Origin of the sequence: Clostridium polynesiense, from assembly GCF_000820705.1 — a bacterium.
GTDB lineage: Bacteria > Bacillota > Clostridia > Clostridiales > Clostridiaceae > Clostridium_AA > Clostridium_AA polynesiense.
Map to the genome: position 1 here is coordinate 1 of NZ_CCXI01000005.1, position 14,903 is coordinate 14,903.

Genomic DNA, 14,903 nt, shown 5'->3' on the forward strand with positions numbered 1-14,903 from the left:
ATCAATGCTTTAATTAATAAATATATTGATTATAGATAATATTGATATAATAAGGACTGGGTTAATATACCTAGTCCTTTAAATAGTCATATATTATTGACATGATATTTTAATTGTGATAACTTATTAAGGTAGCACGCAACTAAGTAAATATAGAGCAGTTTCATACTGACTATTAAAAAGATCTTATATAAACTGGAGGTGCGGAACGTGAGAGTAAAAGTCACTTTAGCTTGCACAGAGTGCAAACAAAGAAATTACAACTCAATGAAGAACAAGAAGAATGACCCAGACAGACTTGAAATGAAGAAGTACTGCAAATTCTGCCAAACACACACACTTCATAGAGAAACTAAATAGTTTCTCGTATTAAGTTGCCCTATGCGCTTAGTAAATATTTAAGGATGTGAGACACATGGCTTCAAATGGAAATGTGAAACAAAAATCCAAAGATGGAAATTCAGGACTGTTAAAGTTCTTTAGAGAGGTTAAGGCAGAAGTTAAAAGAATAACTTGGCCATCTAAAAACGAAATCAAGAAAGCCTCAACTGCAGTAGTTGCATTTTGTCTGTTCTATATAGTAGTAATAGGCGGAATGGACTATATATTTAAAAACCTCTTTGATGTGATTTTCAAATTAAAATAAAAAGGAGGTTGGGATGATTTAATCGTCCCGAAGAATATGAGTGAAAAGGCTAGATGGTATGTAGTGCATACATATTCCGGGTATGAAAATAAGGTTATAGCTAACCTTGAAAAAACTATAGAGAATAGAAATCTTGAAACTCTTATATTAGATGTGCAGGTTCCTATGGAGGAAGTTGTTGAAGAAAAAGATGGAAAGAGAAAAATCTCTTTAAAGAAGAAATTCCCTGGATATGTATTAGTTAAAATGATGATGACCGATGAATCCTGGTATGTTGTAAGAAACACAAGAGGTGTTACAGGATTTGTTGGACCGGGATCTAAACCGGTGCCTCTTACCGATGAAGAAGTGGATTCTATGGGAATTGTTGAAGTTCTTCAGGAAGTCAATTTAGAGGTAGGAGAAAGCGTTAGAATTGTTTCTGGACCAATTAAGGATTTTGCAGCTACAGTTCAGGAAATCAATTCTGAAAAACGTAAGGTTAAAGTCTTGGTTAATATGTTCGGCAGAGATACTTTAGCTGAATTAGATTTTAACCAGATAGAGAAATTAGATTAGAATTAATAAAGACTAATGTCTTAATTAAGTGGGAGGGTTAACATACCCGCCAAATACCACAGTATAGGAGGAATAACTCATGGCTAAGAAAGTAACAGGAATGATAAAACTTCAACTTCCTGCAGGTAAGGCAACACCAGCACCACCAGTTGGTCCAGCTTTAGGTCAACATGGTGTAAATATAATGGGATTCTGTAAGGAATTTAATGCAAAAACTGCTAACCAAGCAGGTTTAATAATACCCGTTGTTATAACTGTTTATCAAGATAGAAGCTTCAGCTTCATACTTAAAACTCCACCAGCTGCTGTTCTTATAAAGAAGGAGCTTGGAATCGAGAGCGGTTCAGGAGTACCAAACAGAAATAAAGTTGGTAAGCTTACTCAAGAGCAAGTTAAGAAAATTGCTGAAACAAAAATGCCTGACTTAAATGCAGCATCCCTTGAAACTGCAATGAGCATGGTTAGAGGAACTGCTAGAAGTATGGGAGTAGAAGTTGAAGGATAATTCACGATTTTAGTGGGAGGTCCACACCGATAATACCACAAAGGAGGCTTAATAATGGGAAAGAATTATATTGAAAGTGCAAAATTAGTTGATAAAAATGCATTATATACACCAGAAGAAGCTTTAGAGTTAGCAATAAAAACTGCTAAGGCAAAATTCGATGAAACCATAGAATTACATGTAAGACTTGGAGTAGATCCAAGGCATGCTGACCAGCAGGTTAGAGGAGCTGTTGTTCTTCCTAACGGTACTGGTAAAACTGTTAAAGTTTTAGTATTTGCTAAGGGCGATAAGGCAAAAGAGGCAGAGGCTGCAGGTGCAGATTTCGTAGGCGCAGAAGACATGATGGAGAAAATTCAAAAAGAAAACTGGTTCGACTTTGACGTAGTGGTTGCTACACCAGACATGATGGGTCTTGTTGGTAGACTAGGTAGAGTTCTTGGTCCTAAAGGCTTAATGCCAAACCCAAAATCAGGAACAGTTACCTTTGATGTTGCTAAAGCAATAGCTGAAATCAAAGCCGGTAAAGTTGAGTACAGAGTTGATAAGACTGCTATAATTCACGTTCCAATCGGAAAGAAATCCTTTGAAGCTCAAAAGTTAGTTGAAAACTTCCATGCATTAATGGAAGCTGTAGTTAAGGCTAAACCAGCAGCTGCAAAAGGACAATACATTAAATCAGTTTCAGTATCAAGCACTATGGGACCTGGAATTAAAATTAATGGAGCAAAAGTTTTAGAATAGTATTGACTAAGGTCAATATATTTGATAAAATAAAATTTGTTGAAATTGAATAAGATTTCCGTAGACAGTAGGTGCTGAGGCGTAACGTAAACCAACCTACCGAGGTTCCAATACATTGGCTTGTAATGGGTCTTCCTGTGTCTGCGGGAAGACCTTTCTTAATATAATAAGCAGTTTATAACTGTGAGGAGGTGGACACACAGTGGCAAACAAAAATAGACAGATGAAAGAGGCTAAAGTAGCTGAAATAAAAGAAAAGCTAGAAAAGGCTCAAGGTGTTATACTTACTAAATATCAAGGATTGACAGTAGAAGAAGACACTGAGTTAAGAAAGAGTCTTAGAGAAGCTGGTGTAGAATATAAAGTATATAAAAATACTCTTGTAACATTAGCTGCTAAGGAATTAGGTCATGAAGGTATAGTTGAGTATCTTGAAGGACCAGTATCCATAGCAATCGGTTATGAGGATCCTACAGCTCCAGCAAGAGTTCTTAATGACTTTGCTAAGAATCACAAAAAATTAGAGCTGAAAGCTGGTATAGTTCAAGGAGAAATCTTTGACGGTGAGAAAGTTAAACAACTTGCTTCAATACCACCAAAGGAAGTTCTTATTGCAAAACTTCTTGGAAGCTTCAAGGCTCCATTATCAAATCTTGCATACTTATTAAATGCAATTAAAGAAAAGCAGGAACAGTCAGCTGAGTAATTCAGAACTGCATTGTTTCAAAGAAAATAATTAAATCTTGAAAGAATATTTGGAGGTGCTTTATAAATGACAAGAGAAGAGATCATTCAAGCTATAAAAGAAATGTCCGTTTTAGAATTAAATGAATTAGTTAAAGCTTGCGAAGAGGAGTTCGGTGTAAGTGCAGCTGCTCCAGTAGCAGTAGCAGGTGCAGCAGGTGCTCCAGGTGCAGCAGCAGAAGAAAAAACTGAGTTTGATGTAGTACTAGCAAGTGCTGGATCAGAAAAGATCAAAGTTATAAAGGCTGTTAGAGAAATAACTGGTCTTGGATTAAAAGAAGCTAAAGAATTAGTTGACGGAGCTCCTAAGACATTAAAAGAAGGAGTTTCCAAAGAAGATGCTGAAGCTATGAAAGCTAAATTATCTGAAGTTGGAGCTACTGTAGAAATAAAGTAATTTAAATAAATAGAAAGAGGTGCTTATTAAGTACCTCTTTTTTCTGCCTTGAACGGCTCTGAATGACGTTGACAAGTAAAAAAAATTATGATACTATCATTTAATGTACTGTTCAATATGGAGTAGTATAGAGTTTATTAAAGTTATTGCAAAATTTTGAATAACTATTAAAATAATGGTTATATTATCAAGATGATGTTATACGCAATCTAATAGCCGCTAAAGCAATGCGGCTTTTGATTATTTAAGTATATGCAAGGGGTGAAAGCTGATGGTACATCCTGTCCAGGTTGGAAAAAGAACTAGAATGAGCTTCGGTAAGGTAAAAGAAGTTGCTGAAATGCCAAATCTTATTGAAGTACAGTTAGATTCCTATGAAGAATTCTTAAAAGAAGGGCTTCAAGAAGTATTTGACGACATCAACCCTATTACAAACTTCACAGGAAATCTAGTACTGGAATTCGTCGGCTATAAACTTGATATGGAAAATATCAAGTATTCAGTTGAGGAATGTAAAGAAAGAGATGCAACTTATGCAGCGCCGCTTAAGGTGGCAGTAAGACTGCAAAACAAAGAAACAGGCGAAATAAAGGAACAGGAAGTTTTTATGGGGGATTTCCCGCTTATGACAGAGCAGGGAACATTCATAATTAATGGAGCTGAAAGGGTTATAGTAAGCCAGCTTGTAAGGTCTCCAGGAGTATACTACAACTCCGCCTTAGATAAAAGCGGTAAAAAATTATTTTCTTCAACAGTAATACCTATAAGAGGTGCTTGGTTAGAGTATGAAACTGATTCTAATGATATAATTTATGTTAGGATTGACAAAACAAGAAAACTTCCTATAACTATTCTAGCAAGAGCGATGGGATATGGAAGCGATCAAGAGCTTATAGAGTTTTTTGGCGAAGAAGAAAGATTAAAAGCTACTATAGAAAAGGATAATACTAAGACAAAAGAGGAAGCTCTTCTGGAAATTTATAAGAGGCTTAGGCCTGGTGAACCTCCTACTGTGGATAGTGCGGTTTCATTAATTGACTCACTATTCTTCGATGCTAAAAGATACGATTTGTCTAGAGTAGGAAGATATAAGTTCAATAAGAAGCTTGCTTTAGCATTAAGAATTGCTAATCAGATTTCAGCTAAGGATATAATTCATCCGGAAACAGGGGAAATACTTGTACAAAAAGGTGAAAAAATATCAAGGGAAAAGTCTATAGAGATTCAGGATGCTGGCATAAATATAGTTGATATCATAATCGAAGATAAAGTTATAAGGGTTATAGGTAACCATTTTGTTAATATAAGCAAACAGGTACCTTTTAACGTGGAGGATTTAAACATCAGAGAATTGGTGCATTATCCTACATTAAAAGAAATACTGAATAACTACTCTGATGAAGATGTGATTAAAGAAGAAATTAAAAAGAACATAAATAGATTAATTCCTAAGCATATAATAAGAGACGATATCTATGCTTCTATTAGCTATGAGCTTGGATTAGCATATGAGATAGGATATGTAGATGACATAGATCACTTAGGAAACAGAAGATTAAGATCTGTAGGAGAGCTTTTACAGAACCAATTTAGAATTGGACTTTCCAGAATGGAAAGAGTAGTAAAAGAAAGAATGACTATTCAGGATCAGGAAGGAATAACACCACAGGCCCTTATTAACATAAGACCTGTAGCTGCCTCCATTAAAGAATTCTTTGGAAGCTCTCAGTTATCCCAGTTCATGGATCAAACAAATCCATTATCTGAGTTAACTCATAAAAGAAGATTATCAGCCCTTGGTCCAGGAGGACTTTCAAGAGAAAGAGCGGGATTTGAAGTTAGAGACGTTCACCATTCCCATTATGGCAGAATGTGTCCTATTGAAACTCCTGAAGGACCAAACATAGGACTAATTAACTCTCTGGCTACATATGCCAGGGTAAATGAATATGGATTTATAGAAACTCCTTATAGATTAGTTGATAAGAAAACAGGTAAGGTTACAAATGAAATAAAATACTTTACAGCAGATGAGGAAGACCAATATCTGGTTGCTCAGTCTAATGAGCCATTAGATGAAGAAAACAGATTCTTGGATAAGAGGGTTACAGTTAGATATCTTGAAGATGTGATAGTTGTCCCAAGAGAAGATGTTGACATGATGGACGTATCTCCAAGACAGATAGTATCAGTAGCAACTGCTATGATACCATTCCTGGAAAATGACGATGCTTCCCGTGCACTTATGGGATCTAACATGCAGCGTCAGGCGGTTCCTCTATTAAGACCGCAGACACCTATCGTTGGAACCGGAATAGAATATAAAGCAGCTGTAGATTCAGGGGTACTTCCTAAGGCGAAAAATGCTGGAGTAGTTTCTTATGTAAGTGCAAATGAAATCAGGGTTAAGAGAGATTCTGACGGTGGTACTGACGTATACAGATTATTGAAGTTTAAAAGATCTAACCAAGGTACATGTATAAATCAAAGACCTATTGTTTCCAAAGGAGAAATAGTAGAAAAAGGAACTGTACTATCAGACGGACCATCTACTGATCTTGGAGAAATAGCACTAGGTAAGAACATAAGAATAGGATTTATCACTTGGGAAGGATATAACTACGAGGATGCTATGCTTATCTCCGAGGAATTGGTAAGGGATGATGTATTTACTTCTATTCATATCGAAGAATATGAATGTGAAGCCAGAGATACTAAACTTGGACCAGAAGAGATAACAAGAGATATTCCTAATGTAGGTGAAGATGCTCTTAAGGATATTGACGAAAGAGGTATAATCAGAATAGGAGCTGAAGTCAGATCCGGGGATATATTAGTAGGTAAGGTTACTCCTAAAGGAGAAACAGAGCTTACAGCAGAAGAAAGACTTTTAAGAGCTATTTTCGGTGAGAAGGCTAGAGAGGTTAGAGATACCTCATTGAGAGTGCCTCACGGAGAAGCTGGTATAATAGTTGATGTTAAAGTATTTACAAGGGAAAACGGGGATGAACTTCCTCCGGGAGTAAATGAGCTTGTAAGATGCTATATAGCTCAAAAGAGAAAAATATCCGTTGGAGATAAAATGGCAGGACGTCATGGTAATAAAGGGGTTATCTCAAGAATATTACCTGAAGAGGATATGCCTTTCCTTCCTGATGGAAGACCGCTTCAACTGTGTCTAAACCCATTAGGGGTTCCTTCACGTATGAATATCGGTCAGGTTCTTGAAGTGCATCTGGGATGGGCAGCACAAAAGCTGGGATGGCATATAGCTACTCCGGTATTTGATGGAGCCAATGAAAAAGATATAGAAGATTGTCTAAGGGATGCAGGTTATAATCCTGATGGAAAAACAGTGCTTTATGATGGTAGAACAGGGGAACCTTTCGATAACAGAGTTACTGTTGGTATAATGTATATATTAAAGCTGGCTCACCTTGTAGATGACAAGATTCACGCCAGATCCACAGGACCATACTCACTGGTTACTCAGCAACCTCTTGGTGGTAAAGCACAATTCGGAGGACAGAGATTTGGTGAGATGGAGGTTTGGGCTTTAGAAGCATATGGAGCAGCTCATACACTACAGGAGATTCTTACTGTAAAATCTGACGACGTAGTGGGAAGAGTTAAAACCTATGAGGCTATTGTTAAAGGTGAGAACATTCCAGAACCTGGAGTTCCAGAATCCTTTAAGGTTCTTATTAAAGAACTTCAAGCTCTATGCCTAAATGTAAAAGTACTTAACGATGACAATCAAGAAATTAAACTAAAGGAATCAGTAGAAGATGATTCTGAAGACTTAGATGTAAACATTGAAGGAACAGAGGAAGTTCCAGCTCCAGTTCCATCTGACGATTACGTTGCAGGTGAAGAGGAAGTTGAAGAGGAAATTGATGCAGATTATGATGACCTTCCTTTAGAAGACTTCCAGGGTGATTTAGGAATCGATGATTTTAATGATGAACATTAATCTATGAAGGGAGGATATACCCTTGTTTGAATTAAATAATTTTGATGCGATACAAATAGGTTTAGCATCTCCAGAGCAAATTAGAGAATGGTCTAGAGGTGAGGTTAAAAAACCTGAGACAATTAACTATAGAACATTGAAACCAGAAAAAGATGGTTTATTTTGTGAAAGAATATTTGGACCGATGAAGGACTGGGAATGTCACTGCGGAAAATATAAAAGAGTAAGATATAAAGGTATTGTATGCGATAGATGTGGTGTTGAAGTAACAAAAGCAAAGGTGAGAAGAGAAAGGATGGGGCACATTGAACTTGCTGCCCCTGTATCTCACATTTGGTATTTCAAAGGAATACCATCTAGAATGGGACTAATACTTGATATGTCTCCCAGATCTTTAGAAAAGGTGCTGTATTTTGCATCTTATGTGGTAATCGACCCAAAAGAAACTTCATTGCTTAAAAAGCAGCTTTTAAATGAAAAAGAATATAGAGAAGCTGTGGATAAATTTGGTGAAGAAAGCTTTACTGCAGGTATGGGAGCAGAAGCTATAAAAACACTTCTTCAGGAGATTGACTTAGACAGAATTTCTCAAGAACTTAAAGAAGAGTTAAAAACTAGTACAGGACAGAAAAAAGTAAGGATAATCAGAAGATTAGAAGTGGTTGAGTCCTTCAGAAAATCAGGCAATAAACCTGAGTGGATAATTGTGGATGTAATACCTGTTATCCCTCCGGATTTAAGACCTATGGTTCAGCTGGATGGAGGAAGGTTTGCTACCTCTGACCTTAATGATCTTTATAGAAGGGTTATAAATAGAAATAACAGGCTTAAAAAGCTTCTTGATTTAGGTGCGCCGGATATCATAGTAAGAAATGAAAAAAGGATGCTTCAGGAAGCTGTAGATGCCCTTATAGATAACGGAAGAAGAGGAAGACCTGTAACAGGACCTGGAAACAGACCTCTTAAATCCCTTTCAGATATGCTTAAGGGTAAGCAGGGAAGATTCAGACAAAACCTTCTTGGTAAGAGGGTTGACTATTCAGGAAGATCCGTTATAGTTGTAGGACCTGAACTTAAAATGTACCAATGCGGTCTTCCAAAAGAAATGGCTTTAGAGTTATTCAAGCCTTTCGTTATGAAGAAGCTTGTAGAAGATGGAATTGCACATAATATAAAAAGTGCTAAGAGAATGGTAGAAAGAGTTATGCCTCAGGTATGGGACGTACTTGAGGAGGTAATAGAAGATCATCCAGTTCTTCTAAACCGTGCTCCTACCCTTCACAGATTAGGAATTCAAGCTTTTCAGCCTGTTTTGGTTGAAGGTAGAGCAATTAAGCTTCATCCATTGGTATGTACAGCTTATAATGCGGATTTCGACGGAGACCAGATGGCTGTTCACGTGCCTTTATCCGTAGAAGCTCAGGCTGAAGCAAGATTCTTAATGCTTGCAGCAGGTAACATATTAAAGCCTTCAGACGGTAAACCTGTAAGCGTACCAACTCAGGATATGGTATTGGGATCTTATTACCTTACTATGGATAGGGAAGGCGCTAAGGGAGAAGGAAGAGTATTCAGCAGTGTAGAAGAAGCTTTAATGGCATATCAAGTAGGAGAAATTGCTATTCATGCTAAGATAAAAGTAAGAGTTTCTAGAGAAATAAATGGAGAAGTGACTAGTGGTATCATCGATACTACAATTGGTAAAGTGTTATTTAACGAATCTATTCCTCAAGATTTAGGCTTTGTTGACAGAAATGATGAAAATGAAGCTTTTAAGCTTGAAGTAGACTTTCTGATAACTAAGAAATCTCTTGGAAAGATTATAGATAAATGTTATATAAAACATGGACCTATAGCTACTTCCGTAATGCTTGATAAAATAAAGCAGAAGGGATATCATTACTCCACTATCGGTGCTATTACAGTTGCTGCATCTGATATGATAGTTCCTGAAGAAAAGAAGAAACTCCTTTCAGAAGCGGATGCTACAATAGACAAGATAGAAAAGATGTATAAGAGAGGCTTCATATCTGAAGAAGAAAGATATGAGCGTGTAATAGATAAATGGACTAAAACTACTGAAGAAGTAGCAGATGCCCTATATGCCAGCATGGATAAGTTCAATCCAATATTTATGATGGCTGATTCCGGTGCCAGAGGTTCTAAGTCACAGATTAAGCAGCTGGCAGGTATGAGAGGACTTATGGCTAATCCTTCAGGTAGAATCATAGAGCTTCCTATAAGAGCTTCCTTTAGAGAAGGACTGGATGTATTGGAATACTTTATTTCCACTCACGGTGCAAGAAAAGGTAATGCTGACACCGCTCTTAAAACAGCTGACTCCGGTTATTTAACAAGAAGACTTGTAGATGTCAGCCAGGATGTGATAGTAAGACAGGAAGACTGTGGCACTGAGGAAGGTATTTACGTAAGTGAAATTAAAGAAGGCAGCGATAGCATAGAACCTCTAAGCGAAAGACTTCAGGGTAGATATTCAGCTGAAGATATAATTAATCCTGAAACCGGTGAAGTAATGGTAGAAAAAAATACCTATATGGATCATGCTACAGCAGAAAGAGTTGCTAATACAGGCATTAAAAAAGTTAAAATAAGATCTGTATTTACATGTAAATCTAAAGTTGGAGTATGCTGCAGATGCTATGGTATGAACATGGCAACAGCACAGAAGATTAACATTGGTGAAGCAGTAGGTATAATAGCTGCTCAATCCATCGGAGAACCAGGAACACAGCTTACAATGAGAACCTTCCATACAGGGGGAGTTGCTGGAGCAGATATCACTCAAGGTCTTCCAAGGGTTGAAGAACTCTTTGAAGCAAGAAAGCCAAAAGGGCTGGCTATAGTAAGTGAGGTTGCAGGTACAGTAAGAATCGAAGAAACTAAAAAGAAGAGAACTGTATATGTAACTGCTGAAGATGGAGAAGAATTCAGCTATGATATACCATTTGGATCAAGATTAAAAATAGCAGAAGGTGACATAATAGAAGCAGGAGATGAAATAACCGAAGGATCAGTTAATCCTCATGACATTATGAGAATTAAAGGTGTGGAAGGAGTAAGACATTACCTTCTTTCAGAGGTTCAAAAGGTTTATAGACTACAGGGTGTTGACATCAATGATAAGCATCTTGAAGTTGTTGTCAGACAGATGACTAGAAAAATAAGAATTCTGGAATCCGGAGATACAGAGCTCCTTCCAGGAACAATGATAGATATGTTTGACTTCAAAGAAGAAAACGAAAGGGTAGAAATGCTTGGCGGAGAGCCTGCAAAGGGAGAACAAGTTCTTTTAGGAATAACAAAAGCAGCTTTAGCTACTGACTCCTTCCTATCAGCAGCATCCTTCCAGGAAACTACCAGAGTTTTAACAGATGCAGCTATCAAAGGAAAGATAGATCCGCTTCTTGGACTAAAAGAAAATGTTATTATAGGTAAGTTGATTCCTGCAGGAACAGGAATGGTTAGATATCGTTCAGTTAGATTAAACACAGAAAAGGATCCTTCAATAACCGAGTATGCTACAACTTACGAAGAATAAAAATATATTTTATTGACAGTGAAAAACTAAAATGATAAAATACAGTTTGTGTGATTTTATCATTGTTGTAATTCTGATAGTTATATCATTGTCTACATGACATAATGTGAGGCAAAGTTAAGACTTTGCCTCAATGTTGATGTTTATGAGGAGGTTATCTCATGGTAGACAGATTACAGGGAAAAAAAGTAGTAGGCATTAAACAGGCTACAAAAGCAATTAAAAGCGGTAAAGGTGATACATTATATGTAGCTAAAGATGCTGACGAAAGAGTAATAAATCCTTTGATAATGGTAGCTGACGAGCATGAGGTTACTACAATATTTGTGGATACCATGCGGGAATTAGGCAGGCTATCAGGGATAGATGTAGGGGCAGCTGCTACACTTATTATCAATGATTAATTTTGCTATTATCTTATTATAGATATAGATATAAAAAATGCAGGAGGTGAAACCATGCCAACTATTAGCCAATTAGTTAGAAAAGGCAGAAAAACCGTTGAGTACAAATCAGACTCACCAGCACTTAAGGAATGCCCTCAAAAGAGAGGTGTATGTACAGTAGTTAAAACTACAACTCCTAAGAAGCCTAACTCAGCTTTAAGAAAAATTGCGAGAGTAAGACTTACTAACGGATATGAAGTTACTGCGTACATTCCAGGTGTAGGCCATAATTTACAAGAGCACAGTGTTGTTCTTATAAAGGGTGGTAGAGTTAAAGACCTTCCTGGTGTTAGGTATCACATTGTAAGAGGAGCGTTAGACTCTGCAGGTGTAGCTAACAGAATGCAGGGAAGATCAAAATACGGTGCCAAAAGACCAAAGAAAAAATAATTAAGTTTAAGAGTTGAAATGGTGCTATGTCTTCAGCATTTAACATAGATTGATATAGATATTTGCAGAAGCCAGAGCATCTTGCGGTGATGAAATAACTCACCGAGTACCGATGAACTTAAATCTAAATGTTAAGGAGGGAAGAAAGATGCCAAGAAAAGGTCATATTGCTAAAAGAGATGTATTACCAGATCCAGTTTATAATAGCAAGGTTGTAACTAAGCTTATAAACAACATAATGGAAGATGGTAAAAAAGGAGTAGCACAGAACGTTTGCTACGAAGCTTTTGAAATAATAAACCAAAAAACAGGCAAAGATGCATTAGAAGTTTTCGAAGCAGCTATGAATAATATCATGCCTCTTCTTGAGGTTAAGTCAAGAAGAATCGGTGGTGCAAACTACCAGGTTCCAATTGAGGTTAGACCAGAAAGAAGACAGACATTAGGTATAAGATGGCTGCTAGTAGCTGCCAGAAAAAGAGGAGAAAAGTACATGAGAGAAAGACTTGCTTATGAACTAATCGATGCTTCAAACAATACCGGTGCAGCTGTTAAAAAGAGAGAAGATATGCATAAAATGGCAGAAGCTAATAAGGCTTTCGCACATTACAGATATTAATTTTAAAACTGTTTTGGCAGAAATGTCAAAACAGTTTTGTCGAATTGAAAACATAAGCTGAGAGGAGGAAAAAAACGTGGCAAGAGAATTTCCTTTAGAGAAATTTCGTAATATAGGAATAATGGCTCATATAGATGCTGGTAAAACAACTACAACTGAGCGTATATTATTCTATACCGGAAAGACTCATAAAATAGGTGAAACTCATGAAGGTGCATCTCAGATGGACTGGATGGAGCAAGAAAAAGAAAGAGGTATAACAATTACTTCTGCTGCAACAACATGTCAGTGGAAAGGTCATACCATAAATATAATTGATACACCAGGACACGTAGACTTTACAATAGAGGTTGAAAGATCATTAAGAGTACTTGATGGTGCTGTTACTGTTCTTGACGCGAAGAGCGGAGTTGAACCTCAGACAGAAACAGTATGGAGACAGGCGGATAAATACGGAGTACCTAGAATGGTATACGTTAATAAAATGGATGCCACAGGTGCAGATTTTTATAACTGTATCAATACAATCAGAGACAGATTAAAAGCTAATGCAGTAGCAATACAAATTCCTTTAGGTCAGGAAAGTGACTTTGTAGGAATGGTAGACCTTATAACAATGGTAGCTACTGTTCATAAGGATGACTTAGGAAAAGAGCTTGAAGAAACTGAAATCCCAGCAGAATTAAAAGAAAGAGCTGAGGAATACAGAAATCTATTAATCGAAGCAGTTGCTGAAACTGACGAAGAATTAATGATGAAATACCTTGAAGGTGAAGAAATAACTGAGGAAGAAATCCATACAGCTATTAGAAAAGCTACTATTGCCAATGAAATGGTTCCTGTAATCTGTGGTTCTTCTTACAAGAACAAAGGTGTTCAGGAAATGATAGATGCAGTTGTTGCTTACATGCCATCACCTTTAGATATCCCTGCAGTTAAAGGTTCTAAACCTGAAACTGGAGAAGAAGATGAAAGAGAAGCTAGTGATGATGCTCCAATGGCTGCATTAGCATTCAAAATTGCAACTGACCCATTTATCGGTAGATTAGCATTTACAAGAGTATACTCAGGAGTTATGGAGAGCGGTACTTATGTATTAAACTCCACAAAAGGAAAGAAAGAAAGAATCGGTAGACTTCTTAGAATGCATGCTAACCACAGACAGGAAGTTGAAGAGCTGAGAGCAGGAGACTTAGGAGCAATAGTTGGTCTTAAGGATACAACTACAGGAGATACCCTATGTTCAGATAGCTCACCAATCATACTTGAAAGTATGGAATTCCCAGAGCCAGTTATTAATGTTGCTATTGAGCCAAAAACTAAAGCTGGTCAAGAAAAGATGGGTATTGCCCTTGCAAAACTTGCTGAAGAAGATCCATCCTTCAGAACTTATACTGACCAAGAAACAGGTCAAACAATCATAGCAGGTATGGGAGAGCTTCACCTTGAAATCATAGTTGACAGACTTCAAAGAGAATTCAAGGTTGAATGTAATGTTGGTGCTCCTCAGGTTGCTTACAAAGAAACTATCAGAAAAGCTGTTAAAGCTGAAGGTAAGTTTGTAAGACAGTCCGGTGGACGTGGACAGTACGGACACTGCTGGATTGAAATGCAGCCTCATGAAGGTGATTATGTATTTGAAAATGGTATAGTTGGTGGTGTAGTTCCAAGAGAATACATTCCTGCTATAGATAATGGTATTAGAGAAGCATCCGACAGCGGTGTTATCGGAGGATACCCAGTTATCAACTTCAAAGTTAGACTTTTTGATGGTTCCTACCATGAAGTTGACTCCTCAGAAATGGCATTTAAGATTGCCGGTTCCATGGCATTTAAAAACGCTATGCATAAGGCAGACCCAGTACTCCTTGAGCCTATGATGAAGGTTGAAGTAATCGTACCTGAAGAATACATGGGAGACGTAATGGGAGATATTAACTCAAGAAGAGGTAGAATTGAAGGAATGACTCCAAGAAACGGAGTTCAGGTTATCAAATCTATGGTTCCACTTTCTGAAATGTTTGGATATGCAACTACACTTAGATCAAGAACTCAGGGTAGAGGAGTATATTCAATGGAATTTGATCATTATGAAGAAGTTCCAAAGAGCATTCAGGAGCAAATAGTAGGAAAGAAAGCTTAAAAGAAAGCACATTAAAATAATGTTTAACCCATAAGGAGGATTCAAAAATGTCAAAGGCTAAATTCGAAAGAAGCAAACCACACGTAAATATTGGAACAATTGGTCACGTAGACCACGGTAAGACAACATTAACAGCAGCTATTACATCTGTACTAGCAAACCAAGGATTTGCAGAAGCA

Annotated in this window: 14 protein-coding genes and 1 other annotated feature; all 14 genes read left to right on the forward strand. The window is 37.1% G+C overall.

The annotated features are described in order from the left end of the window. The first annotated feature begins 210 nt into the window (after positions 1 to 210). Positions 211 to 360, forward strand: a complete 150-nt coding sequence (gene rpmG / locus TA89_RS17870; RefSeq protein ID WP_082023792.1) for a 50S ribosomal protein L33 — start codon at positions 211 to 213, stop codon at positions 358 to 360. Between the two features lie 55 nt (positions 361 to 415). Then, the gene (secE, locus tag TA89_RS00550; protein WP_040209987.1) at positions 416 to 646 is read left to right on the forward strand and encodes a preprotein translocase subunit SecE; all 231 of its coding nucleotides are present in this window, start codon (positions 416 to 418) and stop codon (positions 644 to 646) included. A gap of 36 nt (positions 647 to 682) precedes the next feature. Then, positions 683 to 1,204, forward strand: coding sequence for a transcription termination/antitermination protein NusG (gene nusG / locus TA89_RS00555; RefSeq protein WP_040209988.1), 522 nt, complete (start codon positions 683 to 685; stop codon positions 1,202 to 1,204). Between the two features lie 79 nt (positions 1,205 to 1,283). Further along, a complete protein-coding gene (gene rplK / locus TA89_RS00560) occupies positions 1,284 to 1,709 on the forward strand; it encodes a 50S ribosomal protein L11 (RefSeq protein ID WP_040209990.1) in 426 nt (141 codons plus the stop codon). A gap of 54 nt (positions 1,710 to 1,763) precedes the next feature. Next, entirely contained in the window at positions 1,764 to 2,453 is a 690-nt protein-coding gene (gene rplA, locus TA89_RS00565; RefSeq protein WP_040209992.1) for a 50S ribosomal protein L1, read from the forward strand. Between the two features lie 40 nt (positions 2,454 to 2,493). After that, positions 2,494 to 2,622 (forward strand) — a sequence feature (ribosomal protein L10 leader region). Positions 2,623 to 2,676: 54 nt separating this feature from the next. Further along, positions 2,677 to 3,159 carry a 50S ribosomal protein L10 gene (gene rplJ, locus TA89_RS00570; RefSeq protein WP_040210007.1) on the forward strand — a complete coding sequence of 161 codons (483 nt, stop codon included), beginning with the start codon at positions 2,677 to 2,679 and terminating at the stop codon, positions 3,157 to 3,159. Positions 3,160 to 3,225: 66 nt separating this feature from the next. After that, positions 3,226 to 3,594, forward strand: coding sequence for a 50S ribosomal protein L7/L12 (gene rplL, locus TA89_RS00575; protein WP_040209994.1), 369 nt, complete (start codon positions 3,226 to 3,228; stop codon positions 3,592 to 3,594). Positions 3,595 to 3,865: 271 nt separating this feature from the next. Further along, positions 3,866 to 7,567 carry a DNA-directed RNA polymerase subunit beta gene (gene rpoB / locus TA89_RS00580; RefSeq protein ID WP_040209997.1) on the forward strand — a complete coding sequence of 1,234 codons (3,702 nt, stop codon included), beginning with the start codon at positions 3,866 to 3,868 and terminating at the stop codon, positions 7,565 to 7,567. Positions 7,568 to 7,589: 22 nt separating this feature from the next. After that, positions 7,590 to 11,126 (forward strand): DNA-directed RNA polymerase subunit beta', encoded by a 3,537-nt coding sequence (gene rpoC, locus TA89_RS00585; protein WP_040210000.1) that lies wholly within the window; start codon positions 7,590 to 7,592, stop codon positions 11,124 to 11,126. Positions 11,127 to 11,287: 161 nt separating this feature from the next. Next, the gene (locus TA89_RS00590) at positions 11,288 to 11,530 is read left to right on the forward strand and encodes a ribosomal L7Ae/L30e/S12e/Gadd45 family protein (RefSeq protein ID WP_040210001.1); all 243 of its coding nucleotides are present in this window, start codon (positions 11,288 to 11,290) and stop codon (positions 11,528 to 11,530) included. A gap of 54 nt (positions 11,531 to 11,584) precedes the next feature. After that, the gene (rpsL, locus tag TA89_RS00595) at positions 11,585 to 11,962 is read left to right on the forward strand and encodes a 30S ribosomal protein S12 (RefSeq protein WP_040210002.1); all 378 of its coding nucleotides are present in this window, start codon (positions 11,585 to 11,587) and stop codon (positions 11,960 to 11,962) included. A 148-nt stretch (positions 11,963 to 12,110) separates the two neighbouring features. Further along, on the forward strand, positions 12,111 to 12,581 hold the full coding sequence (rpsG, locus tag TA89_RS00600; protein WP_040210004.1) for a 30S ribosomal protein S7: 471 nt from the start codon (positions 12,111 to 12,113) through the stop codon (positions 12,579 to 12,581). Between the two features lie 76 nt (positions 12,582 to 12,657). Next, entirely contained in the window at positions 12,658 to 14,724 is a 2,067-nt protein-coding gene (gene fusA, locus TA89_RS00605; RefSeq protein ID WP_040210005.1) for an elongation factor G, read from the forward strand. 47 nt (positions 14,725 to 14,771) lie between these two features. Continuing rightward, on the forward strand, positions 14,772 to 14,903 hold a 132-nt coding region (locus TA89_RS17875; RefSeq protein ID WP_242850042.1), incomplete at its 3' end, for a GTP-binding protein.